This is a genomic window from Pseudomonas sp. 14P_8.1_Bac3 (assembly GCF_025466085.1).
Lineage (GTDB): Bacteria > Pseudomonadota > Gammaproteobacteria > Pseudomonadales > Pseudomonadaceae > Aquipseudomonas.
The window spans coordinates 73,241-98,884 of sequence record NZ_JANLOD010000069.1 but is presented as its reverse complement, the minus strand read 5'-3'; the positions used below and the strand labels follow the sequence as shown (position 1 = coordinate 98,884).

25 protein-coding genes and 2 pseudogenes are annotated in these 25,644 nt (G+C 54.8%); 23 read left to right on the top strand and 4 right to left on the bottom strand.

Translation table 11 applies throughout. From position 1 onward, the window contains the following. Position 1 precedes the first annotated feature (1 nt). The 16 genes and pseudogenes from NTD84_RS24435 to NTD84_RS24365 all read left to right on the top strand — a co-directional run bounded on the left by NTD84_RS24435 (position 2) and on the right by NTD84_RS24365 (position 15,374). Positions 2-874, top strand: coding sequence for a ParB/RepB/Spo0J family partition protein (locus NTD84_RS24435; protein ID WP_262170946.1), 873 nt, complete (start codon positions 2-4; stop codon positions 872-874). 148 nt (positions 875-1,022) lie between these two features. Continuing rightward, positions 1,023-1,430 (top strand): F0F1 ATP synthase subunit I, encoded by a 408-nt coding sequence (locus tag NTD84_RS24430; RefSeq protein WP_262170944.1) that lies wholly within the window; start codon positions 1,023-1,025, stop codon positions 1,428-1,430. A gap of 16 nt (positions 1,431-1,446) precedes the next feature. Further along, complete coding sequence (gene atpB, locus NTD84_RS24425; RefSeq protein WP_084317593.1) at positions 1,447-2,316, top strand: F0F1 ATP synthase subunit A; 870 nt, start codon at positions 1,447-1,449, stop codon at positions 2,314-2,316. A 133-nt stretch (positions 2,317-2,449) separates the two neighbouring features. Beyond that, positions 2,450-2,707 carry a F0F1 ATP synthase subunit C gene (atpE, locus tag NTD84_RS24420; protein ID WP_002555987.1) on the top strand — a complete coding sequence of 86 codons (258 nt, stop codon included), beginning with the start codon at positions 2,450-2,452 and terminating at the stop codon, positions 2,705-2,707. A 56-nt stretch (positions 2,708-2,763) separates the two neighbouring features. Continuing rightward, positions 2,764-3,234, top strand: coding sequence for a F0F1 ATP synthase subunit B (locus tag NTD84_RS24415; protein ID WP_008027535.1), 471 nt, complete (start codon positions 2,764-2,766; stop codon positions 3,232-3,234). 12 nt (positions 3,235-3,246) lie between these two features. Next, complete coding sequence (locus NTD84_RS24410; RefSeq protein ID WP_008027533.1) at positions 3,247-3,783, top strand: F0F1 ATP synthase subunit delta; 537 nt, start codon at positions 3,247-3,249, stop codon at positions 3,781-3,783. Between the two features lie 21 nt (positions 3,784-3,804). Further along, positions 3,805-5,349: a F0F1 ATP synthase subunit alpha gene (gene atpA, locus NTD84_RS24405; RefSeq protein WP_008155713.1), complete on the top strand. Its 1,545-nt coding sequence runs from the start codon at positions 3,805-3,807 to the stop codon at positions 5,347-5,349. A 50-nt stretch (positions 5,350-5,399) separates the two neighbouring features. Beyond that, the gene (gene atpG, locus NTD84_RS24400) at positions 5,400-6,260 is read left to right on the top strand and encodes a F0F1 ATP synthase subunit gamma (protein WP_095052279.1); all 861 of its coding nucleotides are present in this window, start codon (positions 5,400-5,402) and stop codon (positions 6,258-6,260) included. Positions 6,261-6,287: 27 nt separating this feature from the next. Beyond that, positions 6,288-7,667: a F0F1 ATP synthase subunit beta gene (atpD, locus tag NTD84_RS24395; protein ID WP_262170939.1), complete on the top strand. Its 1,380-nt coding sequence runs from the start codon at positions 6,288-6,290 to the stop codon at positions 7,665-7,667. A gap of 45 nt (positions 7,668-7,712) precedes the next feature. Beyond that, positions 7,713-8,138, top strand: coding sequence for a F0F1 ATP synthase subunit epsilon (locus NTD84_RS24390; RefSeq protein ID WP_007969909.1), 426 nt, complete (start codon positions 7,713-7,715; stop codon positions 8,136-8,138). Between the two features lie 116 nt (positions 8,139-8,254). Continuing rightward, positions 8,255-9,622 (top strand): bifunctional UDP-N-acetylglucosamine diphosphorylase/glucosamine-1-phosphate N-acetyltransferase GlmU, encoded by a 1,368-nt coding sequence (gene glmU / locus NTD84_RS24385; RefSeq protein ID WP_262170936.1) that lies wholly within the window; start codon positions 8,255-8,257, stop codon positions 9,620-9,622. Positions 9,623-9,822: 200 nt separating this feature from the next. Then, the gene (locus NTD84_RS24380) at positions 9,823-10,599 is read left to right on the top strand and encodes a DeoR/GlpR family DNA-binding transcription regulator (protein ID WP_262170934.1); all 777 of its coding nucleotides are present in this window, start codon (positions 9,823-9,825) and stop codon (positions 10,597-10,599) included. A gap of 1 nt (position 10,600) precedes the next feature. Beyond that, positions 10,601-12,433: a glutamine--fructose-6-phosphate transaminase (isomerizing) gene (gene glmS / locus NTD84_RS24375; RefSeq protein ID WP_262170932.1), complete on the top strand. Its 1,833-nt coding sequence runs from the start codon at positions 10,601-10,603 to the stop codon at positions 12,431-12,433. Between the two features lie 263 nt (positions 12,434-12,696). Continuing rightward, positions 12,697-13,629: a TnsA endonuclease N-terminal domain-containing protein gene (locus NTD84_RS24370; protein ID WP_262170930.1), complete on the top strand. Its 933-nt coding sequence runs from the start codon at positions 12,697-12,699 to the stop codon at positions 13,627-13,629. A 206-nt stretch (positions 13,630-13,835) separates the two neighbouring features. Further along, positions 13,836-14,342: pseudogene (locus NTD84_RS30155) on the top strand (TniQ family protein); the annotation flags it as partial. Positions 14,343-14,810: 468 nt separating this feature from the next. Beyond that, positions 14,811-15,374, top strand: coding sequence for a TnsD family Tn7-like transposition protein (locus tag NTD84_RS24365; RefSeq protein WP_262170928.1), 564 nt, complete (start codon positions 14,811-14,813; stop codon positions 15,372-15,374). 14 nt (positions 15,375-15,388) lie between these two features. Here NTD84_RS24365 and NTD84_RS24360 read toward each other — a convergent pair whose 3' ends face one another. Next, complete coding sequence (locus NTD84_RS24360) at positions 15,389-16,192, bottom strand: hypothetical protein (protein WP_262170926.1); 804 nt, start codon at positions 16,190-16,192, stop codon at positions 15,389-15,391. A gap of 338 nt (positions 16,193-16,530) precedes the next feature. Here NTD84_RS24360 and NTD84_RS24355 point away from each other — a divergent pair, with 338 nt between their 5' ends. Genes NTD84_RS24355 through NTD84_RS30150 form a run of 4 tightly spaced genes read left to right on the top strand, consistent with a single transcriptional unit; the run spans position 16,531 to position 19,355 of the window. Continuing rightward, positions 16,531-16,863: a hypothetical protein gene (locus NTD84_RS24355; protein WP_262170924.1), complete on the top strand. Its 333-nt coding sequence runs from the start codon at positions 16,531-16,533 to the stop codon at positions 16,861-16,863. A gap of 20 nt (positions 16,864-16,883) precedes the next feature. Continuing rightward, entirely contained in the window at positions 16,884-18,095 is a 1,212-nt protein-coding gene (locus NTD84_RS24350; protein ID WP_262170922.1) for a PfkB family carbohydrate kinase, read from the top strand. Next, positions 18,092-18,697 carry a 7-cyano-7-deazaguanine synthase gene (locus NTD84_RS24345; RefSeq protein ID WP_262170920.1) on the top strand — a complete coding sequence of 202 codons (606 nt, stop codon included), beginning with the start codon at positions 18,092-18,094 and terminating at the stop codon, positions 18,695-18,697. The genes NTD84_RS24350 and NTD84_RS24345 overlap by 4 nt, the downstream gene beginning before the upstream one ends. Then, positions 18,675-19,355 carry a nitroreductase family protein gene (locus NTD84_RS30150; RefSeq protein ID WP_410017377.1) on the top strand — a complete coding sequence of 227 codons (681 nt, stop codon included), beginning with the start codon at positions 18,675-18,677 and terminating at the stop codon, positions 19,353-19,355. The genes NTD84_RS24345 and NTD84_RS30150 overlap by 23 nt, the downstream gene beginning before the upstream one ends. Here NTD84_RS30150 and NTD84_RS24340 read toward each other — a convergent pair. Both NTD84_RS24340 and NTD84_RS24335 read right to left on the bottom strand, forming a co-directional pair. Next, positions 19,290-20,123, bottom strand: a complete 834-nt coding sequence (locus NTD84_RS24340) for an 8-oxoguanine DNA glycosylase (protein WP_262170918.1) — start codon at positions 20,121-20,123, stop codon at positions 19,290-19,292. The two genes, NTD84_RS30150 and NTD84_RS24340, sit on opposite strands and share 66 nt — an antisense overlap. Continuing rightward, entirely contained in the window at positions 20,123-20,800 is a 678-nt protein-coding gene (locus tag NTD84_RS24335; protein ID WP_262170916.1) for a DNA adenine methylase, read from the bottom strand. Before NTD84_RS24335 ends, NTD84_RS24340 begins: the two co-directional genes overlap by 1 nt. 431 nt (positions 20,801-21,231) lie before the next feature. Between NTD84_RS24335 and NTD84_RS24330 the strand changes: the two genes are divergently transcribed. From NTD84_RS24330 to NTD84_RS24320, 3 genes are read left to right on the top strand one after another with little or no spacing between them, the layout of a single operon-like run. After that, entirely contained in the window at positions 21,232-22,218 is a 987-nt protein-coding gene (locus NTD84_RS24330; RefSeq protein WP_262170914.1) for an AAA family ATPase, read from the top strand. Positions 22,219-22,242: 24 nt separating this feature from the next. Beyond that, entirely contained in the window at positions 22,243-22,842 is a 600-nt protein-coding gene (locus tag NTD84_RS24325; RefSeq protein WP_262170912.1) for a hypothetical protein, read from the top strand. Continuing rightward, positions 22,842-24,668 (top strand): S8 family peptidase, encoded by a 1,827-nt coding sequence (locus NTD84_RS24320; RefSeq protein WP_262170910.1) that lies wholly within the window; start codon positions 22,842-22,844, stop codon positions 24,666-24,668. The genes NTD84_RS24325 and NTD84_RS24320 overlap by 1 nt, the downstream gene beginning before the upstream one ends. Before the next feature lie 428 nt (positions 24,669-25,096). Here the strand turns inward: NTD84_RS24320 and NTD84_RS30145 are convergent. After that, positions 25,097-25,627 (bottom strand): annotated as a pseudogene (locus tag NTD84_RS30145) (HEPN domain-containing protein); the annotation flags it as partial. Positions 25,628-25,644 lie beyond the last annotated feature (17 nt).

The following is a 25,644-nucleotide window of genomic DNA, read 5'->3' as shown; positions in this document are numbered from 1 at the left end:
CATGGCCGTCAAGAAACGAGGTCTCGGACGTGGACTGGATGCACTGCTGAGCGGTCCGACTGTCAGCTCGCTGGAAGAACAAGCGGTACAGGCCGATCAGCGGGAGCTGCAGCATTTGCCCCTGGACCTGATCCAGCGCGGCAAATACCAGCCGCGTCGGGACATGGACGTGCAAGCGCTGGAAGAACTGGCGCAGTCGATCAAGGCCCAGGGCGTGATGCAGCCGATCGTGGTTCGTCCGATCGGCGGTGGCCGCTTCGAGATCATCGCCGGTGAACGCCGCTGGCGCGCCAGCCAGCAGGCCGGCCAGGAAACCATCCCGGCGATGGTTCGCGATGTGCCGGATGAAACCGCGATCGCCATGGCGCTGATCGAGAACATCCAGCGCGAAGACCTCAATCCCATCGAGGAAGCGGTGGCCCTGCAGCGTTTGCAGCAGGAATTCCAGCTTACTCAGCAACAAGTGGCCGAAGCCGTGGGCAAGTCCCGCGTGACCGTAGCCAACCTGCTACGTTTGATTGCGTTGCCGGAAGTCATCAAAACCATGCTGTCCCACGGTGACCTGGAAATGGGTCATGCGCGTGCTTTGCTCGGTTTGCCGGAAAATCAACAGGTTGAAGGGGCGCGACATGTTGTCGCACGGGGGCTGACTGTGCGCCAAACCGAGGCACTGGTTCGCCAGTGGCTGAGTGGTAAACAGGAGCCTGCTGAACCGGTAAAGCCCGACCCTGATATCGCCCGACTCGAGCAGCGCCTGGCCGAGCGCCTAGGCTCTGCGGTGCAGATCCGACACGGAAAGAAGGGGAAGGGGCAGTTGGTCATCGGTTACAACTCTCTCGATGAGCTTCAGGGTGTGCTCGCACACATTCGCTGAAACATTTCCTCATGTAGCGTGCAGTCGGAAATCACTACCTGACAGTTGAATAGGGGCAGAACCGCCCCTATACTCTGCGCGCATTTTGTCGGCACAAATTATGCCAAGTTATTGAATTCTGGCAGCCGACCATTGGAGAGCAATAGTGATGGAAAGCCGCACGCCAAACCGCTTGCCGTTCCATCGCCTGGCAGTTTTTCCGGTGTTGATGGCTCAGTTCGCAGTTTTGCTGATCGCCGCTTTGGCGCTCTGGCAATGGCGAGGAGTCGTTACCGGGTACTCAGGACTTTGCGGAGGCCTGATAGCCTTGCTGCCCAATGTTTATTTCGCTCACAGGGCATTTCGGTTTTCCGGCGCCCGAGCAGCCCAAGCCATCGTCCGGTCTTTTTATGCCGGTGAGGCGGGCAAACTGATTTTGACGGCAGTGCTCTTTGCATTGACGTTCGCAGGTGTGAAGCCATTGGCGCCGCTAGCTGTATTTGGCGTCTTCGTGTTGACCCAACTGGTCAGCTGGTTCGCGCCCCTGCTGATGAGAACAAGACTTTCGAGACCTTAGGGCGTTTGAGGCAACCATGGCAGAAACAACCGCTTCGGGCTATATCCAGCACCACTTGCAGAACCTGACCTTCGGTCAGCACCCAACCGGCGGGTGGGGTTTTGCCCACACCGCAGCAGAAGCCAAGGAAATGGGCTTCTGGGCTTTCCACGTCGATACCCTCGGCTGGTCGGTCGCTTTGGGTCTGATCTTCGTTCTTCTTTTCCGCATGGCGGCAAAGAAAGCGACTTCCGGTCAGCCTGGTGCTTTGCAAAACTTCGTTGAAGTATTGGTCGAATTCGTCGATGGCAGCGTGAAAGACAGCTTCCATGGCCGTAGCCCGGTGATTGCACCGCTGGCACTGACCATCTTCGTCTGGGTCTTCCTGATGAACGCCGTCGACCTGATCCCGGTCGACTGGATTCCTCAGCTGGCCATCCTGATCACCGGCGATGCGCACATTCCATTCCGTGCCGTATCGACCACTGACCCGAACGCTACCCTGGGCATGGCCCTGTCGGTGTTCGCGTTGATCATTTTCTACAGCATCAAGGTCAAGGGTATCGGCGGCTTCATCGGCGAACTGACCCTGCACCCGTTCGGCAGCAAGAACATCTTCGTTCAGGCCCTGCTGATTCCGGTGAACTTCCTGCTGGAGTTCGTGACGCTGGTTGCCAAGCCTATCTCCCTGGCACTGCGTCTGTTCGGCAACATGTATGCCGGCGAACTGGTCTTCATTCTGATTGCTGTGATGTTCGGCAGCGGTCTGCTCTGGCTTAGCGGCCTGGGCGTAGTTCTGCAGTGGGCGTGGGCTGTGTTCCACATCCTGATCATCACCCTGCAGGCGTTTATCTTCATGATGCTGACCATCGTTTACCTGTCGATGGCGCACGAAGAGAACCATTAAGACCAGTCTCGACTAGTCTGATGTCCCACCCAGTCAAACGGGTGGGTGCCCGAACAGGGCTATGAAACGATTTGTTTTACCGCTTTAAAATCTAAAAAACCTAAACCATACGACGTAAAAGTCGGGAGGAAAGATGGAAACTGTAGTTGGTCTAACCGCTATCGCTGTTGCACTGTTGATCGGCCTGGGCGCACTGGGTACCGCAATTGGTTTCGGCCTGCTGGGCGGCAAGTTCCTGGAAGGCGCAGCGCGTCAGCCAGAAATGGTTCCAATGCTGCAAGTTAAAATGTTCATCGTTGCCGGTCTGCTCGACGCCGTAACCATGATCGGTGTTGGTATCGCTCTGTTCTTCACCTTCGCGAACCCATTCGTTGGTCAACTCGCTGGCTAATCACTCGAACCTTCGAGTGATTGGTTTGATGTGCAACGAACGAGCGAGGTGTTGGCGTGAACATTAATGCAACCCTGATTGGCCAGTCCGTTGCGTTCTTCATTTTTGTACTGTTTTGCATGAAGTTCGTGTGGCCTCCGGTCATCGCGGCTTTGCACGAACGTCAGAAGAAGATCGCGGATGGACTGGACGCTGCCGCCCGAGCAGCTCGCGACCTGGAGTTGGCCCAAGATAAAGCGGGTCAACAACTGCGCGAAGCTAAGGCTCAGGCAGCTGAAATCATTGAGCAAGCCAAGAAACGCGGTAACCAGATCGTTGAAGAGGCTGTTGAAAAAGCCCGTATCGACGCTGACCGTGTGAAGGTTCAGGCTCAGGCCGAGATCGAGCAGGAACTAAACAGTGTCAAAGATGCGCTGCGTGCCCAACTGGGTGCACTGGCCGTCGGCGGCGCCGAGAAGATCCTGGGTGCCACAATCGATCAAAACGCGCACGCGGAGCTGGTAAACAAACTGGCTGCTGAAATTTAAGCGAGGGCGATCATGGCAGAATTGACCACGTTGGCCCGACCTTACGCTAAGGCAGCCTTCGAGCACGCCCAGGCCCACCAGCAACTGGCCTCTTGGTCAGCCATGCTCGGCCTGGCTGCAGCAGTGTCGCAAGACGACACCATGCAGCGCGTGCTCAAGGCCCCGCGACTGACGAGCGCAGACAAGGCCGCCACGTTTATTGACGTGTGCGGCGACAAGTTTGATGCCAAGGCACAGAACTTCATCAACGTCGTTGCCGAAAACGACCGTCTCCCGCTTTTGCCGGAGATTTCCGCTCTGTTCGACCTGTACAAGGCTGAACAAGAGAAGTCGGTAGACGTTGAAGTGACCAGTGCTTTTGCATTGAACCAAGAACAGCAAGACAAACTCGCCAAGGTTCTCAGTGCACGACTCAACCGGGAAGTGCGCCTGCAAGTCGAGGAAGACAAATCCCTTATTGGGGGCATTGTCATCCGCGCCGGCGACCTGGTTATCGATGGCTCGGTTCGCGGCAAACTCGCGAGCCTTGCCGAAGCATTGAAATCTTGAGTTTGAAGGGGCAGCAGAGCAATGCAGCAACTCAATCCTTCCGAAATAAGTGAAATTATCAAGGGCCGCATCGACAAGCTCGATGTGACCTCCCAAGCCCGTAACGAAGGCACTGTCGTCAGCGTATCTGACGGTATCGTGCGGATTCACGGTCTGGCCGACGTCATGTACGGCGAGATGATCGAGTTTCCGGGCGGCGTCTTCGGCATGGCTCTCAACCTGGAGCAAGACTCCGTAGGCGCCGTTGTATTGGGCTCCTACCAGTCCCTGGCTGAAGGCATGAGCGCCAAGTGCACCGGCCGCATCCTCGAAGTTCCGGTGGGTAAGGAACTGCTGGGTCGCGTAGTCGACGCACTGGGTAACCCTGTTGACGGCAAAGGTCCGCTGAACAACACCGAGACCGACGCGGTCGAGAAAGTTGCTCCAGGCGTGATCTGGCGTAAGTCGGTAGACCAGCCTGTACAGACTGGCTACAAGGCTGTCGATGCCATGATCCCTGTCGGCCGTGGCCAGCGTGAGCTGATCATCGGTGACCGTCAGATCGGTAAAACCGCTCTGGCGATCGACGCGATCATCAACCAGAAAAACAGCGGCATTTTCTGCGTCTACGTTGCAATCGGTCAGAAACAATCGACCATCGCCAACGTGGTTCGCAAGCTGGAAGAGAACGGCGCACTGGCTAACACCATCGTCGTGGCAGCGAGCGCTTCGGAATCGGCAGCACTGCAATTCCTGGCACCGTACTCCGGTTGCACCATGGGTGAATTCTTCCGCGACCGCGGTGAAGACGCGCTGATCGTTTATGACGATCTGTCCAAGCAAGCAGTGGCTTACCGCCAGATTTCCCTGCTGCTGCGCCGTCCACCAGGCCGTGAAGCTTACCCAGGCGACGTGTTCTATCTCCACTCCCGTCTGCTGGAGCGCGCATCCCGCGTTTCGGAAGAGTATGTAGAGAAGTTCACCAACGGCGCAGTGACCGGCAAAACCGGTTCCCTGACCGCACTGCCGATCATCGAAACCCAGGCTGGCGACGTTTCCGCGTTCGTTCCGACCAACGTGATTTCCATCACCGACGGTCAGATCTTCCTGGAATCGGCCATGTTCAACTCCGGGATCCGTCCTGCTGTGAACGCCGGTGTTTCGGTATCCCGTGTGGGTGGTGCCGCTCAGACCAAGATCATCAAGAAGCTCTCCGGTGGTATCCGTACCGCTCTGGCTCAGTACCGTGAACTGGCGGCATTCGCCCAGTTCGCTTCTGACCTGGACGAAGCGACCCGTAAGCAACTTGAGCATGGTCAGCGCGTTACCGAGCTGATGAAGCAGAAGCAATACGCACCAATGTCGATCGCTGACATGGCGCTGTCGCTGTATGCCGCTGAGCGTGGGTTCCTGACTGACGTTGAAATCGCCAAGATCGGCAGCTTCGAACAAGCGCTGATTGCTTTCTTCAACCGCGATCACGCCGATTTGATGGCGAAGATCAACGTGAAGGGTGACTTCAATGACGAAATCGACGCTGGCATGAAAGCCGGTATCGAGAAGTTCAAGGCCACCCAAACCTGGTAAGCCGCAGCGGGGGCCGCAAGGCTCCCGCTTGCTAACCTGATAGGTGTTACATGGCAGGCGCAAAAGAGATTCGCAGTAAGATTGCGAGCATCAAAAGCACGCAAAAGATTACCAGCGCCATGGAAAAAGTGGCGGTCAGTAAAATGCGCAAGGCACAAATGCGCATGGCTGCTAGCCGTCCTTACGCGGAGCGCATCCGCCAGGTTATTGGTCATTTGGCCAACGCCAACCCGGAATATCGCCACCCGTTCATGATCGACCGTGAAATTAAGCGCGTCGGTTACGTCGTGGTGAGCAGTGACCGTGGTCTGTGTGGTGGCTTGAACACCAACCTGTTCAAGGCCCTGGTCAAGGACATGGCGGTAAACCGCGAAAACGGCGTCGAGATCGATCTGTGTGTGGTGGGTAGCAAGGGTGCGGCTTTCTTCCGCAACTTCGGCGGCAACGTCGTAGCCGCTATCAGCCACCTGGGTGAAGAGCCGTCGATCAATGACCTGATCGGCAGCGTCAAGGTGATGCTGGATGCCTACCTGGATGGCCGTATTGACCGCCTGTCCGTGGTGTCCAACAAGTTCATCAACACCATGACGCAACAGCCTACCGTGGAGCAGTTGATTCCACTGGTGGCAACTCCGGATCAGGAACTCAAGCACCACTGGGATTATCTGTACGAACCGGACGCCAAAGAGCTGCTTGACGGCTTGATGGTCCGCTACGTGGAGTCGCAGGTCTACCAGGCGGTGGTCGAGAACAACGCGGCTGAACAGGCTGCGCGGATGATCGCGATGAAGAACGCTACCGACAACGCCGGTGATTTGATCAGCGATTTGCAGCTGGTCTACAACAAGGCGCGTCAGGCTGCGATCACCCAAGAGATCTCGGAAATCGTCGGCGGCGCTGCCGCGGTTTAACGGTTCAAATATTCAGAGGATCCAGCTATGAGTAGCGGACGTATCGTTCAAATCATCGGCGCCGTTATCGACGTGGAATTCCCACGCGACAGCGTACCGAGCATCTACAACGCTTTGAGTGTAAAAAGCGATGCAGGCACCACCCTGGAAGTTCAGCAGCAGCTGGGCGACGGCGTGGTTCGTACCATTGCGATGGGTTCCACCGAGGGCTTGAAGCGCGGTCTGGAAGTCACTGACTCTGGCGCAGCCATCTCCGTACCGGTCGGTAAAGCGACTCTGGGCCGGATCATGGACGTCCTGGGCAACCCGATCGACGAAGCGGGTCCTATCGACACCGAAGAGCGCTGGGGCATTCACCGTCCTGCGCCAACCTTCGCTGAACAAGCGGGCGGCAACGACCTGCTGGAAACCGGCATCAAGGTTATCGACCTGGTTTGCCCGTTCGCCAAGGGCGGTAAAGTCGGTCTGTTCGGTGGTGCCGGTGTGGGCAAAACCGTAAACATGATGGAACTGATCCGTAACATCGCCATCGAGCACAGCGGTTATTCCGTGTTCGCGGGTGTGGGTGAGCGTACTCGTGAGGGTAACGACTTCTACCACGAGATGAAGGACTCCAACGTTCTGGACAAAGTGGCACTGGTTTACGGTCAGATGAACGAGCCGCCGGGAAACCGTCTGCGCGTAGCACTGACCGGCCTGACCATGGCCGAGAAGTTCCGTGACGAAGGTAACGACGTTCTGCTGTTCGTCGACAACATCTATCGTTACACCCTGGCCGGTACTGAAGTATCCGCACTGCTGGGCCGTATGCCTTCCGCAGTAGGTTACCAGCCGACCCTGGCCGAAGAGATGGGTACTCTGCAAGAGCGTATCACTTCGACCAAAAACGGTTCGATCACCTCGATCCAGGCGGTATACGTACCGGCGGATGACTTGACTGACCCGTCGCCAGCGACCACCTTCGCCCACTTGGACGCCACCGTCGTTCTATCCCGTGACATCGCTTCCCTGGGTATCTACCCGGCGGTCGATCCACTCGACTCGACTTCGCGTCAGCTGGACCCGAACGTGATCGGCCAGGACCACTACGATACCGCTCGCGGTGTACAGTATGTTCTGCAGCGTTACAAAGAACTGAAGGACATCATTGCGATCCTGGGTATGGACGAGCTGTCGGAAGCCGACAAGCAGTTGGTAAACCGGGCTCGTAAGATCCAGCGTTTCTTGTCGCAGCCGTTCTTCGTGGCTGAAGTCTTCACCGGTGCTTCGGGTAAATACGTTTCCCTGAAAGACACCATTGCTGGCTTCAAAGGCATCCTCAACGGTGACTACGACCACCTGCCAGAACAAGCGTTCTACATGGTCGGCGGCATCGAAGAAGCGATCGAGAAAGCCAAGAAACTGTAATCCCGGCGCCCGGCAACGGGCGCTAATTTAGGTTGAGGCAATCAGATGGCTATGACAGTCCATTGCGATATCGTCAGTGCGGAAGGGGAAATCTTTTCCGGCCTGGTCGAGATGGTGATTGCGCACGGTGCACTGGGTGATCTTGGTATCGCCCTGGGCCACGCGCCGCTGATCACTAATCTCAAGCCTGGCCCGATCCGCCTGGTCAAGCAGGGCGGGGAAGAGGAGGTGTATTACATCTCCGGTGGTTTCCTCGAGGTTCAGCCGAACATGGTCAAGGTTCTTGCCGACACCGTGCAACGTGCTGCCGACCTGGACGAAGCCTCCGCTCAGGAAGCCGTTAAGGCTGCCGAGAAGGCCTTGCATGAGCGGGGCGCGGAATTCGATTACGGTTCTGCTGCCGCACGTCTGGCCGAGGCCGCAGCTCAGCTGCGCACCGTCCAGCAGATCCGCAAGAAGTTCGGCCACTAACAGGCCATCACTTGTTGCGCGATTGATTAAAAAGGGTAGCCTCGGCTACCCTTTTTTCTTTTCCGATGTTCACCACTTGGTCGCAACCGCTGACCACCCAGGATTGGTAGCCAGTCATGTCTCTTGAAATCGTTATCCTCGCTGCTGGTCAGGGCACTCGCATGCGTTCGGCGTTGCCGAAAGTGCTGCACCCGATTGCCGGCAACTCGATGCTCGGCCATGTTATCCACAGCGCCCGGCAACTTGATCCACAGCGCATCCACGTGGTGATTGGTCACGGTGCCGATGCCGTGCGTGAGCGTCTGGCGGCGGATGACCTGAATTTCGTCCTGCAGGACAAACAGCTGGGGACTGGCCACGCGGTTGCCCAGGCGGTGCCATTTATCGAATCCGACACCGTTCTGATCCTCTACGGCGACGTGCCGTTGATCGAGGTCGAAACGCTTCAACGCCTGCTTAAGCAGGTTGCGCCACAGCAACTGGGCTTGCTGACCGTCGAACTCGACGACCCGACCGGTTACGGCCGCATTGTTCGTGATACCGAGGGCAAGGTCACGGCCATCGTCGAGCAAAAAGATGCCAACGAAGCGGAGCGTGCGATTACCGAGGGCAACACCGGCATCCTGGCACTGCCCTTTGCGCAGTTGGGTGGCTGGATGAGCCGTCTCTCCAACAACAATGCCCAAGGTGAGTATTACCTGACCGACGTGATTGCCATGGCGGTCAGCGATGGTCTGGTGGTGGCCACCGAACAACCCCACGATGCCATGGAAGTGCAGGGTGCCAATGATCGCAAGCAGCTCTCCGAGCTGGAGCGGCATTACCAGTTGCGCGCCGGTCGCCGTTTGATGTCGCAAGGCGTGACGTTGCGTGATCCGGCTCGCTTCGACGTACGCGGTGAAGTCACGGTTGGCCGCGATGTGTTGATCGACATCAACGTGATTCTCGAAGGCAAAGTAGTCATCGAAGACGACGTGGTGATCGGCCCGAACTGCGTGATCAAGGACAGCATCCTGCGCAGGGGTGTGGTGATCAAGGCCAACAGTCACATCGAAGGCGCGGTTCTCGGTGAAGGCAGCGATGCCGGACCGTTCGCCCGCCTGCGTCCAGGCACCGTGCTGGCGGCGCGCGCTCATGTGGGTAACTTTGTCGAATTGAAAAACGCTCACCTGGGCGAAGGTGCCAAGGCCGGTCACCTGACCTATCTCGGTGATGCCGAGGTGGGCGCGCGGACCAACATCGGCGCGGGTACCATCACGTGTAACTACGACGGTGCCAACAAGTGGAAAACCGTGCTGGGCGAAGACGTCTTCATTGGCTCCAACAATTCGTTGGTGGCACCTGTGGATATCTCTGATGGCGCAACCACTGCTGCCGGTTCGACCATTACGCAGAATGTGGATAACGCGCAGTTAGCGGTGGGTCGTGCCCGTCAGAAGAACATTGACGGCTGGAAACGCCCAGAGAAAGTCAAAAAGCCCTAAGTTATCCACACCCCAAATACTGTAGGAGCGAGCCTGCTCGCGATGGTCGCATTGACGCCGCTGGGTATCAGATTGCCAGCGTCAACGTTCACGACCATCGCGAGCATGCTCGCTCCTACGGTTGAACATCGCGCTTGACGAAGTTTCGCTAATAGGTTTTGATTGCTTCCGTTATCTTTCGAATCGAAACTTATCAGGCCATGTCGAAGCGCAATACACCTCAACGCCGTCATAACATCCTCACCTTGCTCAACGAGCAGGGCGAAGTCAGTGTGGATGAGTTGGCCAAGCGTTTCGAAACTTCGGAAGTTACGATTCGCAAGGATCTTGCGGCGCTCGAAAGCAACGGTTTGCTGCTGCGCCGTTACGGCGGCGCAATTACCATGCCGCAGGAACTGGTCGCCGACATCGGCCTCCCGGTCTCCAAATACAAACAAGCCATTGCTCGCGCTGCGGTCACGCGGATTCGCGAACATGCGCGGATCATTATCGACAGTGGCAGCACCACCGCCGCGATGATTCCCGAACTCGGCCAGCAGCCGGGCCTGGTGGTGATGACCAATTCCTTGCACGTTGCCAATGCCTTGAGCGAACTCGAACACGAGCCGGTGCTCTTGATGACCGGCGGGACCTGGGACCCGCATTCCGAATCCTTCCAGGGCCAGGTTGCCGAGCAGGTACTACGCTCCTACGATTTCGATCAGTTGTTCATCGGCGCCGATGGCATCGACCTCGTCCGCGGCACCACCACTTTCAATGAATTGCTGGGACTCAGCCGCGTCATGGCCGATGTCGCCCGCGAAGTCGTCGTGATGGTCGAGGCCGACAAGATCGGTCGCAAGATCCCTAACCTGGAACTGCCCTGGAGCAGTGTCCATACCCTTATTACCGATGATCGCCTGCCACTTGAGGCACGGGATCAGATTCAGGCCCGCGGGATCAATTTGATCTGCGCGGCTGTCAGTCAGGAGAAATAGCATGTGTGGAATTGTTGGCGCAGTCGCAGAACGTAACATCACCGCCATCCTGCTCGAAGGCCTCAAGCGCCTGGAATATCGTGGCTACGACAGCGCCGGCGTGGCGGTGTTTACCAATGACGCCAAGCTTGAACGCATGCGTCGTCCCGGCAAGGTCAGCGAGCTGGAACTGGCGCTCGAAGCCGAGCCGCTGGTCGGTCGCCTCGGCATCGCCCACACCCGTTGGGCCACCCACGGCGCGCCGTGCGAGCGCAATGCTCACCCGCATTTCTCCGGCGATCTGGCGGTGGTGCACAACGGCATCATCGAGAACCACGAGGCCCTGCGCGAGCAGCTGAAAGCCTTGGGCTACGTGTTCACCTCGGACACCGACACCGAAGTCATCGCCCACCTGCTGAACCACAAACTGAAGGATCTGCGCGATCTGGCCGCTGCCCTCAAGGCGACCGTTAAAGAGCTGCACGGTGCTTACGGTCTGGCCGTGATCAGCGCCGATCAACCGGATCGACTGGTCGCCGCCCGCAGTGGCAGCCCATTGGTGATCGGCCTGGGGCTGGGGGAAAACTTCCTCGCTTCCGACCAGTTGGCCCTGCGCCAGGTGACTGACCGTTTCATGTACCTGGACGAAGGTGACATCGCCGAGATCCGTCGCGACAGCGTGCAGATCTGGGACGTCACCGGCAAAGAAGTCGAGCGCGAAACCGTGCAATACCGCGACGGTGCCGAAGCGGCGGACAAGGGCGAATTCCGCCACTTCATGCTGAAAGAAATCCATGAACAGCCGGCCGTCGTGCAGCGCACCCTTGAAGGTCGCCTGAGCCCCAACGGGGTGCTGGTACAGGCGTTTGGACCACAGGCCGCCGAACTGTTCGCCAAAGTGCGCAATGTGCAGATCGTCGCCTGCGGCACCAGCTACCACGCCGGCATGGTTGCCCGTTACTGGCTCGAAGAACTGGCCGGCATTCCGTGCCAGGTCGAAGTCGCCAGTGAGTTCCGCTACCGCAAAGTGGTGGTACAGCCAGACACCCTGTTCGTGACCATCTCGCAGTCCGGGGAAACCGCCGACACCCTGGCAGCGCTGCGCAACGCCAAGGAACTGGGTTTCCTCGCCAGCCTGGCCATCTGCAACGTCGGCATCAGCTCGCTGGTGCGCGAATCCGATCTGACCTTGCTGACCCAGGCCGGCCGCGAAATCGGCGTGGCCTCGACCAAAGCGTTCACCACGCAGTTGGTCGGCCTGCTGTTGCTGACCCTATCCCTCGGCCAGGTTCGCGGCACGCTGGCCAAAGGCGTCGAAGCCACGCTGGTTGAAGAGCTGCGTCGCCTGCCAACCCGTCTGGGCGAAGCCCTGGCCATGGACAGCACCGTGGAAAAAATCGCCGAGCTGTTCGCCGAGAAGAACCACACCCTGTTCCTCGGTCGTGGCGCACAATTTCCGGTGGCGATGGAAGGAGCACTGAAGCTCAAGGAAATCTCCTACATCCACGCCGAAGCTTATCCGGCCGGAGAGTTGAAACACGGCCCGCTGGCGCTTGTGGATAACGACATGCCGGTGGTCACCGTGGCGCCGAACAACGAGCTGTTGGAGAAGCTGAAGTCCAACCTGCAGGAAGTCCGCGCCCGTGGCGGCCAACTGATCGTCTTCGCGGACGAGAAGGCCGGCATGACCAATGGCGAAGGCACGCATGTTGTGCACATGCCGCACATTCACGACATCCTGTCGCCGATCCTCTACACCATTCCGCTGCAGTTGCTGTCGTATTACGTCGCGGTGTTGAAAGGTACGGACGTCGATCAGCCACGTAACCTGGCGAAGTCGGTGACGGTGGAATAAGTTATCCACAGGTGATCGAACAATTGTCTGCAATAAATAAAGGTTGTCACAAGTAAATAAACCTTGTCACAAAGGAATAAAGATTGTCACGGTTGTTTCCCTACGTCGGGGAAGCAACCGCAATCGTCAATCAGGTTCACAATCTTTTGTGAGGTTCTGATGTTCAGCACCCTGCGCTGCGATTCGACAGCAAGGTCCCCCTCTCTACCAGCAATGCTCCTTTCGAGGCGTTGCCACGTCATTTAGGTAATCCGGTTAGCCAGATGAGCCAGGTTAAATCGTCGCCTCGCAAGCCCGCGCGCTCGAAGGTCGTTACACAGGAAAAGATAGATAAACGGATTGCCGCCGGCGATGGCCAAGGGGTCAGAGAAGAGTACGTTCCCTGGATCAAGGTGCGGGCATTTGCATCGCATGGTACTTCGCACATCGTGCCAGGAGTGAAAGTCCATCGAGCACACCATCTGCTTTCGAATGCTGAGTACCACTACCACGTGATACTTGAGCATGACCGGTCAATCATTGATATTCGCGAGCAGTTCCCTCTGCTGCCTGCTGCTGAAACCCATGCAATTGCTTCGAGCCTGAACGTCAGGCCACTGGTTTACCCTGGGACTTCCGTGCCTCTCGTGCTAACGACCGATTTTCTAATCACGCAGGTAGACAGCGCGGGTAAGGAACGACTGGTCGCGAGATCAATGAAGTATGCAAAAGAGATCGAAGTTGCTTCGAAAGCCGAGCAGGACAGACTGCTCGAAAAACTCGAGATTGAGCGACTTTACTGGGCTAGAAGAGATATTGAGTGGAAGCTGGTTCTCTACGAGAGACTTTCGCAGGTCAGAATTAGGAATCTACTGATTCTTAGAAGCTACGCGCTTATCTCTCCGGCGTTTGTGGCTGAAAAAAATATAAATCGGATGTTAGATGTTATCTCGACGGCGAGAACCGATGAGATACCGCTGAAGACCCTTCTGCTCAAAATGGCGAAATCTCTATACATGGAATACATGGCAGTGAAGTGCCTATTTTTTCACCTGCTTTGGGTCGGTAGGCTGAGGGTTGACCTGAATATAAAGATCATTGAGCTATCGAAGCCTCTACATGTAGAGGTGATGAGCTTGAGTGAATTCTCATCGGGTGAGGTTTCCCGTGGACATGATGCCTACGAAAGATCAAATCGCACAGATGCTCAACCATGACTTGGCCCGTCGAGCTAAACGTGCAGACCTCGCTCTGATCTTAAAAGGCATGCCCGCGGCTGCGGAAACGCAACCGCAACCGCAACCGCAACCGAGAAAGCCCCTCGGTAAACCTGTAGCTGTAGTGGCTACTGACGGCTTAGAGAACATTCATATGGAGGTGGACGGGGAAGTTCAAACGGAGCTTCTGAAGCGGGGCTGGATCGATGACGATCCAGTATGGTGAGCATTCCTACCGCGAGGGCGAAAGGATGGATCGTCTATTGTTGTTCCCAGAACCGTTTCCAGATGAGTCCCTGTATAGCCTTGCAGTCCGCTACCATCGATTAGTTGCCAACGATAGCTATCGCCGAACCAGTCAAGAGTTGTTCGGTACCTATTCAAGAACCTGCGGCTCTGTGCTTCCCTGTTGCTTAGCTACCCTATCGCAGCGATTGGAGGAAAAGTATTCGGTTGCGGAACTAGTAGATAGTCGAACATTACTTCCGCTCTACAAGCCCTTCCTGAGTAACGATGGGTACGAGTCTGCTCTCCATTGCATGCGAGGGCCACATGGCACAGGGTTGAAGATGAGCCTTGGTATGACTGCCTCTGGGCTCTTGAAGCATGCATCTTTCCGATACTGCGAAGCGTGTATGCAGCATGATGCCGACTACTATGGGGTGTCCTATTGGCACCGAATTCACATGGCCGCGGGGGTCTGTACCTGTCCACATCACGGCAACGTGCTTCTCCGCGCAAGTTTTCCTGAAGGTGCAGATTGGCGCTGCATGCAACTCCCTGGGGAATCGACCAGTACGCCTGTCTTGAGCGAATCATCTTTGGGAGCTGCATATTCTGTGGCAGAGATGCAGTTCTGGGGGCTTAGCAATCCACAAAGAGCGTGCGAGCTAGTGCGCGAAGATTTCCTAAGATGGCGTCTCACAGAAATGGGTATGCTCCAGCAGGGCAGATTGAGAGAGCAAGCGATAAATAGCCACGTCGAACGCAGGTTCAGTAATAGCACTCACGAAGGGGAGTTCCAGTCAGTCACAGTAGATACCGAATGGGTTATGCGCTTGCTCCGTCGGCGTAGAAGAATCGTTCAGCCATTTCGATACTATTTTCTATGCTGGTTGCTGGAGACGAGTGCGGAGGATTTAGTTGAGTTTCAACATAAAATTTGTCCCCGAGCACTCAGAATGAATTCTCTTGTTAAGGATCGATGCGATTCGGGCTCACCAGTCGAGATAGCCGAACGTCGCCGGAATTTCCAGAGCGATCGCGATAAGAAACTCCACGATAGGCAGGGATATTATTGGTTGTATCGTCATGATCGTGACTGGTTACAGAACTATGTAAAATCCTACCCCTTTATTAGAACAAGGAAAGTATATGTCGATTGGTTTTCTCGTGACATTGCTTTATCGAATGAGCTTGTAACTGCACACGCTGAAATTATGGCTGAGAAGGATAAACCGAAAAAGATCACGAAGTCTGCATTGCTCCGAAGAGTTCAAAATCACTACGGATTTCTGCGGAAGTCTTCCAAATTTCCAAAGAGCATACAGGTGTTGGAATCACTTCTTGAAACGGAGCATGACTATCAACTCCGCAAAGTGGCGTGGGCGTTAAAGGAACTCCAATTGCCGAAGAATTACGCTATTAGCGTCATAATGCGTTTAGCTGGAATACGTATTAGACAAATCTCACACTTGGAAATCGAAGATTTGCTTCAGGCCAGAGGAAATGGTGATAATTTGTGATTGAGGTTGGATCATTACAGATAGTCTTGTTTAGGTAATTGCGAAACATCATCAAAATAGGAGTCCGCACTTGTATAGGCCAAAAACGCCATTGCCGAGCATATATCCATAGATAGGGTATGAAAAAAGTCGAATTTGAAATCTACGCCTAAGGTTTCCTTCGCTTTCTTTATTAGTGGATATGTATCTACCATAGCTCCCTCCAATATTCCTTTTTCTTGCATTTTTTTTACTATTTTAATTTCTATTCCCCAAGTAGTAAAAGGGTGACCCCTATAATTTAGAAGGGAGTGTATAAAAAGTGCATACTGATGAGGGGGCGAGCTCGAGATTGCAGGTTCTTTTGAGTATGATTCACTGCATTTCGTAAATTGCGAAATTTGGTGGGTGGTAACTGATGTAAGGCAAGTCGGACAAGTGCTATGAAGTTGTATTGCGTGTTTTTGACATAGGGATACGCTGTAGATCAAATGGCTACAATGTATAAAGGCCGTTCCGTGATTTTCTAAATCATCAATTACACATTGAAGACAAATTTTCCATTGAGCGTGTGGAGTGTATACACACGAAGCGAAAGTTCTTCCCAAAGCAGCTGCTAAAGGATATAGGGTATTCTCATAAAGTACGGTGGATGAGGCTTGATGGTTAATTAAAAAATCAGGGTATTCGATAACACTTTCTATCCCAAGCTTTCCCTGCGGTCTAGGTTTCTTTTTGATGCGATAGTCGAGCTTGTTAAGTCCTTTTACCCCTAGCGTTTCATTTCCCCTGCGGACAGCTGAGGCTATGTATTCACCTGGAAGTGGTACGAAAATCAAATCATTCCCCATATGACATTTTTAATAGAATCGGATGTGCCGGTGGGCGGCTCTCAATCCGATTTGATGGCATTGTTGCGTGCTTGCCATTGTTACCGTTCAACGCTAGAACCATCAAATGGAAAGTGCTGGAGCTACGATGACTCCCTGAAAACGGGGTTGGGGGACGCTTCTTGCTTCTCCCTTGTTGCCATCGTTTCACGTCACGGGTTCGGGGGCACGTGATGAATTGAGCCTACTTTGCACATTCAAGGCACTGCAACCAAAGAAGCGTGGCATTTTGCTTCTATGCCGTGTTATTGCTTGGCACTCGAATTGACTCGCAGAAGGAAATGCTTATGTCCGGTTCAGGCGGTAGTTACTTAGGTCCATCCACCCCAGCCCTATCCTGTACGACGCTCCAGTTCGAAACTCAGCTCGCTTCACCGAAGCAGCATGTTGTAGCGCAACTGAATGTGAACGATGTCCTGCAGGTCGCCTTTGATCAGCAGGGCGGTCAGTCAAACAATCAGCAGGTCGTTGTTGCGTTGTGGCAGGGCGCCGTAGCGGGCGGGATCGTGGATCCGAATCTTCACCAATTGCGTAATTGCATGAGCCAAGGCGAGATCTACGCTGCGCGCGTATTGCGAACTGGCGGCGGTCAGGTTCGCGTTCGGGTCTATCACATTTAACCAAGAGCAAGGAGAGCTCCATGATCACCATCGTAGGAGGCGTATACAGAGAGCGGTGCATGCGCCCGGCTTGGGACGAAATTTATGGATCGGCAGGTCGTGCAGCTACGGCGATTGCAAGGTTCGGTGGACAGGCTGAGTTGCATGCCTGTGTGGATAGTTTCAGTTCATGTGTCATCGAAAGCCGTGCCGCTTTTGAAGGATTCCAACTCAAAACCACGGTTGCCACTGCAGGTGTAATCTTTGAGTACATCCATGGTCTATCTACGCCGGATATACGACGTGAGGTTCATGCTGAGTCCGAGATTCAAGTCACGGCTGACAAGGTTCTTCGATTCGGCATGATCGATGGAACGGCGGTAGTAAACGCCGAGTTCGCCGTATTCGACCCTCAGAACGCCGACGCTCCCGAATCCTTCAAGGCCAACGGTTCGAAAGCTAGGCATTTGGCCTTGGTGCTGAACCGCCATGAAGCGAATTCGTTGCTGCCTATCTCAGAAGGGTTATCCGCTCGAGAGCTTGCCGATGCGCTCGCCAAGCAAGAGAGCGCGCAAGTGGTTGTCATCAAAATGGGGCCGCTCGGCGCTCTGGTGTACGATAACGGGACCGTTTCTACGGTACCTGCTTATCGCACTGATCGGGTGTGGAAGATTGGTTCTGGGGACACCTTCGCGGCCCATTTCGCGTTGGGTTGGATGGATAACGGTATGTCGGCTCATGAAGCCGCCTCGATTGCCTCGATCGCTACCGCGTTCTACTGCGAGACTTTAGGGTTCCCGAACGAAAGCTTGCTCAAGGAATTCAAGCCGCAGCCGCTGCAACCATCGGAACGGTTTCGCAACGGTTATGCTCCGAAGGTCTATCTCGCAGGACCATTTTTCACACTAGCTGAACTGTGGATGGTCGGGCAGGCCAGGAGAGATCTATTGGCAATGGGCCTGGACGTGTTTTCTCCCTATCACGACGTCGGTCTTGGTTCTGCGGAAGATGTTGTCGAGAAAGATCTTGAAGGGGTACGTGATTGCGACGTTCTATTTGCAATTGGCGATGGGCTGGATTCCGGCACGATCTACGAGATTGGATACGCCAGGGCGTTGGATAAGCCGGTCGTTTTCTACGCTGAGAATGAGTCCCCGCAGGACAAGAAGATGATGGAAGGCTCTGATTGCCGCATCACCGACGATTATGTCAGCGCGATCTACCAGACCGTCTGGGAAGCGGTGGCGCTATGAAGACAGGTCTGTTGCTGTCTGGCGGTATGGATTCCCTTGCTCTCGCCTGGTGGAAGCGGCCCGACATGGCGTTCACGCTGAACTACGGTCAGCTCGCGGCGCAGGCTGAAATCGAAGCTTCGAGGACTATCTGCCAGCGACTGGAAATTCCTCATCACGTGATCGAGATCGACTGCCGCCAGTTAGGATCGGGTGACATGGCAGGAAGCAAAGCTGACAGCCTGGCTCCCGCATCTGATTGGTGGCCATACAGAAACCAGATGTTGGTCACGCTGGCGGCGATGAAGGCGATCTCGTTCGGAGTGACGCATCTGTGGCTTGGCACCGTGAAATCGGATGGCTTCCACAAAGATGGCTCTGTGGAGTTCATGTCGGCGATGAGCCATTTACTCTCGCTGCAAGAAGGGGAAATGGTGGTAGAGGCACCTGCGATCGCGCTTTCTACGGGAGAGCTTGTCCGCGAGTCCGGTATCCCTGCCGATCTCTTGGCATGGGCCCACAGCTGCCACAAGTCGAATGTGGCGTGTGGCAACTGCCGTGGCTGCAACAAGTACATGGAAGTATTCCAGGAGGTAGGCTATGACCTGGATAGACCTGGGTGATCCACTGCCTAGATCGTCTCCTAAGCGGTACGAACCTATCGAATGGGAGACGGGCGAAATTTGCCTGCTCCCAGTTTGCTCTGATGCTACGTCTCTGCCGTTCAATGACGTCTTGGATGCACGTGTATCGCATCGCCAGTTCGGCGTCGTAGACGACAAGCAACTCGGGGCGTTTCTATGGCACGCTTGCAGAACTCGAGGCGTGGGGCCATCTGATCTTGGTTTCGACCTGGAACATCGAGCTGCGCCTTCGGCCGGAGCAATACACCCTATCCACGTAGTCTTGAAACGGCCCGGAGACATTCGCTGGTGGTTGTATCAGGCCAAGGCTCACAATTTGGTCGAGCTCAAGCAGGCGACAGGTAAGCTTAAAGGGCTCTATGAGCACAGCCGGCAGGTTCTGGAAGGAGATGGCGCGATTCGCATCCTTTTTCTGGCTGAGCCCAGGAAGACCTTGGGCAAGTATCAGGACGGTTGCAGTCTCATCTGGCGTGATGCCGGGGCTCTACTAGCGGTAATGGCACTCACCGCTACTGCCCAGGGGCTCAGTTTCTGTCCTCTTGGCATCACAGGCGACCCCTGGGTCAGCGCACTAGCTGATCAGGGAAAGCTGGCCGGAGTTGGCCTTGCTCTTCTGGGAGCGGCTGCGGGAGCCTGAGTCAGGCGTGTGGTTCCCCATTCCCATGATGCTGTGTACCGTTGAGGAAGAAGACATCATCTCAAGCCACATAAGGGCATCGAGTTCCGATGCTCTGACCCCGAGGCCTTTGCTGAAGCGAATGAATTGTTCTTCAAGCTCGAGGTAGTGGCGCTCTACCGTCAAATTGCTCTCGAAGAACTTGCCCAAGAGACCAGCTCGAAGGATGTGGATGTCGAGGATGGCCACGTCGTCCGCATCCAACCAGTTGCGGGCAACCCAAGAAGCAGTTTTGTACCCGATGCCCGGGATATCCAGCAGCCAGTTCCGTAGTGCCTTGCCAGAACCAAGCGGGGGGAATTCAGCAGACAGTTTTTGAAGTGCAGCGCAGAGGTAACGGGCTTTCTGTTTGGCGAAGCGGTATCGCACGAGGCGATCCTCGACCGCCAGCGGCTCCCTTAACCATTCGAGCAACATTTCTTCCGACGGCGGTTGATCAGCAAAGGCACCGCGCTTTTTGACGTGGTGAAAAGCTGCCAAGCCGACGTTCGCGGGGATGCCATGGCCACCCAACAAGCATGCGCCGACTTCTTCTTTGAGCGTCGCGCCGAGCTTGTAGTTGATCCGATCACCAGTAAGCCGGCGTGCGTACACCTGGTAGGCCCAGTAGGCAGGACTCGGGAACGCTTCCATCGCGCCCCATGGAACTCCAGGAATGACTTCGGCATCAGCTTTGGGGAGCTCGACATTGAAGACCGCTTGATCCATGAAAATAGCGCCTAATTGCATCAGGCGGCCTCCTCGGCATTGCCGTAGTTTTCCTGCATCCATTGCAGTAGCTCGTGTCGTTCAATTGGGTCCAGACTGTCTATACGATTGCGGAGCCTGGTTTGGCGACGTTGTATGGTCTGGCGATCCCGGAATGTCTCACCCATGTAACGGCTATCGTGCAAACGGTTGGGCGGCTCGAAATTCATCCAGACCGTTTCTTCTCGCATCTCTACATGGGTCTTAGCTGGAAAACTCACCTTACGCCATCCAAAGAGCTCACGGTTGTAGAGATCACAGTCATAGCCCGAAAGCATCACTTTGCAAGGTAACGCGACCAAGCATCGCAGCAAGCGGATGTGATCTGTTTCCGAGTAGTCGCAGCGGTACACCCTCGCTCTGCGGCGTGTTTGCGGGACATACGGTGGGTCTACGTACACCAACTCTTGACCATCAAACGAATAGTCTTCGAGGAACGCTACGGCGTCGGTCTGATGGAGTTCACAGGTCCCTTGAAGCTCTGACTGCCATAACTCAATGACTTTGGCATCCAGATCCAAACCAATGTTCCGTTGCGCAGCTTTCTTGTTGCGCATGACGGCCCCACCACCAAGGTGGGATTCGATGTATGTCTGATGCGGTGGCATCAGGTTGATCAAGCGCTGGTAGCACTTGCCTTTTCCGCCTGGATATCTCATGCGCCAAGCATCGTCAGAATTGACGATGATGTCAATGCCAAGGGGCCGAACGGTCATTACTAGAGAAAAGGGCTGTCGCCATGACGTGCGCGTCGCTAACTTCTTGGGCGCTATCGGATCGCGGTACGCTTTACGAGCGGCGGGGGATACCCAGTATTAGGCATAACTGCCACTCGTCGATTGGAGGTCGGTAAGCATGGCCGGCACCCTGATAATACTGGACAAAATGCCAGCATCGTCGATACTCTAAGTGCTCTTGTAGTTGTCCAGATTTTTAAGAAAAAATTTGATAATTTACTAAGTTTGGAATGGAGTCCTATAATATGTTAGCTCTAAATAATTTATCCTGTTAGTTCTTTCTGCTTAGGGCAAGGATTGGTTTCACGAGTTGGCGACTCTGAAACAAATAGCTAAATGCAGGGCATATAAAAATGGCTAACGGAAAAATACTAAGGCAACTCTTCAAGGCTGGGACTATCGGAGACCCTGCGGCGTTTCGTCGTGCCTCTGAAGCCATCATTGAAGAAGAGCGTCAAAAGCAGCATCACCTGCTGGCTAACGACTTAGAGCAAATTCTCTACGGCGGCGACATGCATGCTCAGTCGCCCGGCCGTAAACCGCAGTTTGAATATGAGATCCCGGTCGACAAGGAGCGCGGGCTTCCGTTGCTCGATATCAGACCGTCAAAGCGCTCCTTAGAGGAAATCATTCTGCCGGAAACCAGTTCCGACATGATTGAGGAGATGCTGGAGGAGCACCGCAGAGCTGACGTGCTCCGCAGTTACGGGATGAAGCCTTCAGGCAAGATCATTTTCTTCGGCCCACCAGGTTGCGGTAAGACACTCGCGGCCGAGGTGATTGCTTTCGAACTAGATCGCCCTCTGGCGATCGTTCGTCTCGATGCCCTGGTCTCCTCCTTCCTCGGCGAGACTGCAGCGAATCTGCGCAAAGTCTTCGATTTCATCGCACGGCATGATCTGGTCGTGCTTTTCGATGAATTCGATGCCATTGGTAAGGAGCGCGGAGACAGCGGCGAGCATGGCGAGCTTCGTCGTGTGGTTAATGCCGTGCTTCAGATGATGGACGCCTATGACGGAAGAAGCCTCATCTTGGCTGCAACCAATCACGAGAACATTCTCGATTCCGCCATCTGGCGCCGTTTTGATGATGCAATTGAATTCCCACTGCCAAATCAGAAGCAGTTGATTTCGTTACTGCAGCTCAAACTACGTGGCACTCGCCGACAGTTTGAGCTCGATGACAAGGAACTGCTGAGCGAGTTTGAAGGCAAGAGCGGTGCTGATGTCGAGCGCGTCGTTCGCCGTGCAGTTAAGCGCATGATCCTGAGAGGCCAAGAGTTTCTGACGATCAAGGAACTACGCAGCGCGCTTGTGCGAGAAGGCCTGCGAAAACACTAACGACCTGCAATCAAGGATGATGAATTGGCAACGTACAAACACCTGACCATCGATCGTGAAAACCTCAATAACCGCCGGCGAACCAAGAATCCTCCTAGGTTCAAAAAACAAGGCGATCTTCGAGGGCATGGTCAGAAGCTCAATGCGTATTTTGCCACCGCTGCAGCGGACGCGCGAAAGCAACTGAAGTCTGCTGAGAACTCACCGTTCGTGCTCAAGATCAGGTACGACGGTGCCATGACCTTCGAAAATCTACAAAAGCATGGTCTTGAGTTCATCAGCCAAGAAGATAAGCAGCTATGCGTGGTATTCGCGACTGAGGCCGGCCTAGCCATGTTTCAGGAGCACCTAAACAAACTCGGCGTAGCAGGACAAACGGTTACGTATCGTCAGATCCTTGAGGCTATCGAAGGCATCGACAGCTGGTCAGCCGAAGATCGGAAGAGTTGGGCTCTGCGCCATATCGGGCTACCTGACACTGTTACCTTTAAGCTAGATATCGAGCTTTGGCCACACCATGTAGCCAACCACCCCGTTCGTGTTCGTCTTTGTACCGCTTTCGAAGCCTGGCTTGCGGAGGTGGGGTCAGAACGATTCACCGGCTCAACTTCGATAGCCTGGTGATGTACCGCGTCGAGGTCAATATGGTTCAGGCGGAGATGATGTTGAACCATGGCGACGTTCGCCTGGTGGACCTCATCCCTCAGACCGGTATCTCTTACCCCCAGTTGAACCGCGACATCGCTGAGCTTCCGAGAAATATCCCGAGTCCGGCACAAGATGCTGCGCGTGTCTGCATACTCGACAGCGGGATCAATACAAACCACCCCCTCCTCAGAGCGGCGATGGGGGAAAGCCAGTCGTTCGTCAGGGGGCAAGACGAATTCGACGAAGCCGGCCATGGAACCGCAGTGGCCGGTATCGCACTGTACGGTGACGTTGAGGCATGCGAGCGAAGCAACTTCTGGCGCCCGGAGTTCTGGCTGTATAACGGCAAGGTTATGCGCAAATGCCTGCAAACCCACAACGCCGTTTACGATGAGCACACTGTCGAAGCCACACTGACGGAAGCGGTGGAGCACTTCGTTGAGCTGGGCTGCAGAATATTCAACCTGTCCCTTGGCAATACCAATGCGCCCTATGACGGCACTCACATCAGAGGCCTGGCCTATATACTCGACGTGCTCGCGCGTAAGCACAACGTCCTGTTTGTCGTTTCAACCGGCAATTTCAGGGGCTCTGAAGACCCGCTTGTCCCCATTAATAGCTGGCGGGAGGAGTATCCCGAATACCTTCTGCACGAGCAGAGCGTCATCATTGATCCAGCTCCAGCGTTGAACGTTCTGACGGTAGGAAGTTTCGCTCGCCATAACGCTACGTACGACAGCCAACGATATCCTGAGATTCATCAGCTTTCGCCGGCATCTGAAAGCCAACCATCTCCTTTTACCCGCCATGGTCCGTCCGTCAAAGGCGCTCTGAAGCCAGAACTGATAGCACCGGGTGGAAATCTGGCCTGTCCGATGCATCAAGCGGGTGATCAATGGAAGGCGGATATGCGGGGGTTAGGCGTCCTTACCCTGAACCACCAATTCCAAGGCAACACGATCTTCAAAGAGATCAGCGGCACTAGTTTCTCAGCCCCTTATATCACCCACTTGGCCGGCCGGTTGCTCAACGAATATCCGGAGGCGTCCGCGAATCTTTTGAGGGCGATGTTGGTCAATCACGCCTCTTTGCCTAACGAGATTGAGTCGACATTCTCGGACGATCTCAAAGAAGCCTACAAAGCAAACAAAGCCACCTGGCAGCGGGACATGTCACGTGACGTTGGGGGCTATGGCCAGGTTAGTGAGAGCGACCTTTTCAGATCTTCTGACCACTGCGTGGTTTTGATGTGCGAGGAAGCTATCGAGAAGGACTCATGTCAGTTTTATGAACTGCCGCTGCCGGCGTCATATCTGCGCAGGACTAAGGGCATAAGGGAGCTAAGCGTGACCCTTGCCTACTCACCAGCGGTTCGTACCACCCGGCTCGACTACTTGGCGACGCAAATCAGCTACCGTCTGGTCAAAGGCGAATCACTAGAGGCTGTTCAGAAGTTCTTCAATCACGACAATCAAGACGAAGCGAAAACTCGCAATGATGATGCGACCCTGAACCGTGATATTTCGGCGCAGCTCAGAAGTCGAGGGACAGTGCAGTCTTCCAGGTGGACCTTCAAGCAGCGTAATCCTGCCGAGAAATGGTTTGTCGTGGTCACGCGCCAGGACAAGGAATGGAACCACCCCGATGTGCTCGATAAGGAACCTTACGCGTTGGTGGTGACCGTAGCGGATCGTGATAACGAACGTGCGCAGCTCTATACAGAGATCCAGGCCACTATTGCCCAACAAGTGCAAGCTCGCGAACAAGTGCGCCAGGAAGCTCGGCAACAGGTAAAAGTCTGAGCACCCTTTAGCTCAGAGTGTCTGCTGCTCGGATTTTGACTCGAACGAACGCAATGCTGGTCTTGAATGAATTCAAGACCAGCAACCTTCTGCGCTCGTATACCGAAAGCGTCCGGCTAACTCCGTCTTGCGTGCTTAACCCGGTTGCCGCCTATGCGGCAGCAGTTCCACAACGTCATTTGCCCGCTGCGTTGGCAGGTGCGTAAACCGCTCAACTCCGGAAAGAGCTCCTCGTACCAACGAATTACAAATTTGTCAGCAGTAAGTCTGCCCTACATCGGCTTGGGTCAAGGACCACCACGTGCCGCTTGATAGCACTGTCCAGCGCAGTCAGGGCAATTGGGTTGGTGATCGCGTTTATGAAAAGCCCATGCAGCTCAGTGCGGCATCAGCCAGCGCTCGCTCACCACATCTCAAAATTTATACTGCTAGTTTTTGTCTTCATTACCTTTATCCTTCTCAGCTTCTTGTTGAGCAGCATAAAACTTTAGGATTTCCAGCTTGTAGGTGCTGAAATATGATGCTAAATGGTGAGAATATCCTGGGCGACGTTCCGCCCAGCGCTTTGCGTCCCAACCGCACTCAATCAAATCGGAAGCTACAAACACAAACTCAAGTGTATCGATAAGAAAAGGCATCAACGTATCGTAGTGTTTGTAGCCGAATGAGTCAGTGCCGTGCACAAAGTAATTTCTTGCTAAGACCGCAACAATTACGACGCAGTCCAAGTCTGCGAAGTGCTCACCAAAAGCATCATGTATAACTTTAGTCTTATTCAAAATTTTGTTTTTCAGGGATCTCCCACCCCAAAATTGCAAGGTACCTAAAATCTGATCTCTCTCAGGGCCTGTCTTTAGTGCTCGCATGGTTTTCTTACATTGCTTTCTAGCTTCGACTGCTTCGTCTGATAATTTACCAAGATCCTCGGAGTAAGTTGAGGCAGGTAATATATCGAAAGCATTGGCTGCTGCGACTA

Coding starts and splice junctions, on each gene's coding strand:
- NTD84_RS24435 (WP_262170946.1), top strand. CDS start 2: ATGGCCGTCAAGAAACGAGGTCTCGGACGTGGACTGGATGCACTGCTG.
- NTD84_RS24430 (WP_262170944.1), top strand. CDS start 1,023: ATGGAAAGCCGCACGCCAAACCGCTTGCCGTTCCATCGCCTGGCAGTT.
- atpB (WP_084317593.1), top strand. CDS start 1,447: ATGGCAGAAACAACCGCTTCGGGCTATATCCAGCACCACTTGCAGAAC.
- atpE (WP_002555987.1), top strand. CDS start 2,450: ATGGAAACTGTAGTTGGTCTAACCGCTATCGCTGTTGCACTGTTGATC.
- NTD84_RS24410 (WP_008027533.1), top strand. CDS start 3,247: ATGGCAGAATTGACCACGTTGGCCCGACCTTACGCTAAGGCAGCCTTC.
- atpA (WP_008155713.1), top strand. CDS start 3,805: ATGCAGCAACTCAATCCTTCCGAAATAAGTGAAATTATCAAGGGCCGC.
- atpG (WP_095052279.1), top strand. CDS start 5,400: ATGGCAGGCGCAAAAGAGATTCGCAGTAAGATTGCGAGCATCAAAAGC.
- atpD (WP_262170939.1), top strand. CDS start 6,288: ATGAGTAGCGGACGTATCGTTCAAATCATCGGCGCCGTTATCGACGTG.
- NTD84_RS24390 (WP_007969909.1), top strand. CDS start 7,713: ATGGCTATGACAGTCCATTGCGATATCGTCAGTGCGGAAGGGGAAATC.
- glmU (WP_262170936.1), top strand. CDS start 8,255: ATGTCTCTTGAAATCGTTATCCTCGCTGCTGGTCAGGGCACTCGCATG.
- NTD84_RS24380 (WP_262170934.1), top strand. CDS start 9,823: ATGTCGAAGCGCAATACACCTCAACGCCGTCATAACATCCTCACCTTG.
- glmS (WP_262170932.1), top strand. CDS start 10,601: ATGTGTGGAATTGTTGGCGCAGTCGCAGAACGTAACATCACCGCCATC.
- NTD84_RS24370 (WP_262170930.1), top strand. CDS start 12,697: ATGAGCCAGGTTAAATCGTCGCCTCGCAAGCCCGCGCGCTCGAAGGTC.
- NTD84_RS24365 (WP_262170928.1), top strand. CDS start 14,811: ATGAATTCTCTTGTTAAGGATCGATGCGATTCGGGCTCACCAGTCGAG.
- NTD84_RS24355 (WP_262170924.1), top strand. CDS start 16,531: ATGTCCGGTTCAGGCGGTAGTTACTTAGGTCCATCCACCCCAGCCCTA.
- NTD84_RS24350 (WP_262170922.1), top strand. CDS start 16,884: ATGATCACCATCGTAGGAGGCGTATACAGAGAGCGGTGCATGCGCCCG.
- NTD84_RS24345 (WP_262170920.1), top strand. CDS start 18,092: ATGAAGACAGGTCTGTTGCTGTCTGGCGGTATGGATTCCCTTGCTCTC.
- NTD84_RS30150 (WP_410017377.1), top strand. CDS start 18,675: ATGACCTGGATAGACCTGGGTGATCCACTGCCTAGATCGTCTCCTAAG.
- NTD84_RS24340 (WP_262170918.1), bottom strand. CDS start 20,123: ATGCAATTAGGCGCTATTTTCATGGATCAAGCGGTCTTCAATGTCGAG.
- NTD84_RS24335 (WP_262170916.1), bottom strand. CDS start 20,800: ATGAGATATCCAGGCGGAAAAGGCAAGTGCTACCAGCGCTTGATCAAC.
- NTD84_RS24330 (WP_262170914.1), top strand. CDS start 21,232: ATGGCTAACGGAAAAATACTAAGGCAACTCTTCAAGGCTGGGACTATC.
- NTD84_RS24320 (WP_262170910.1), top strand. CDS start 22,842: ATGTACCGCGTCGAGGTCAATATGGTTCAGGCGGAGATGATGTTGAAC.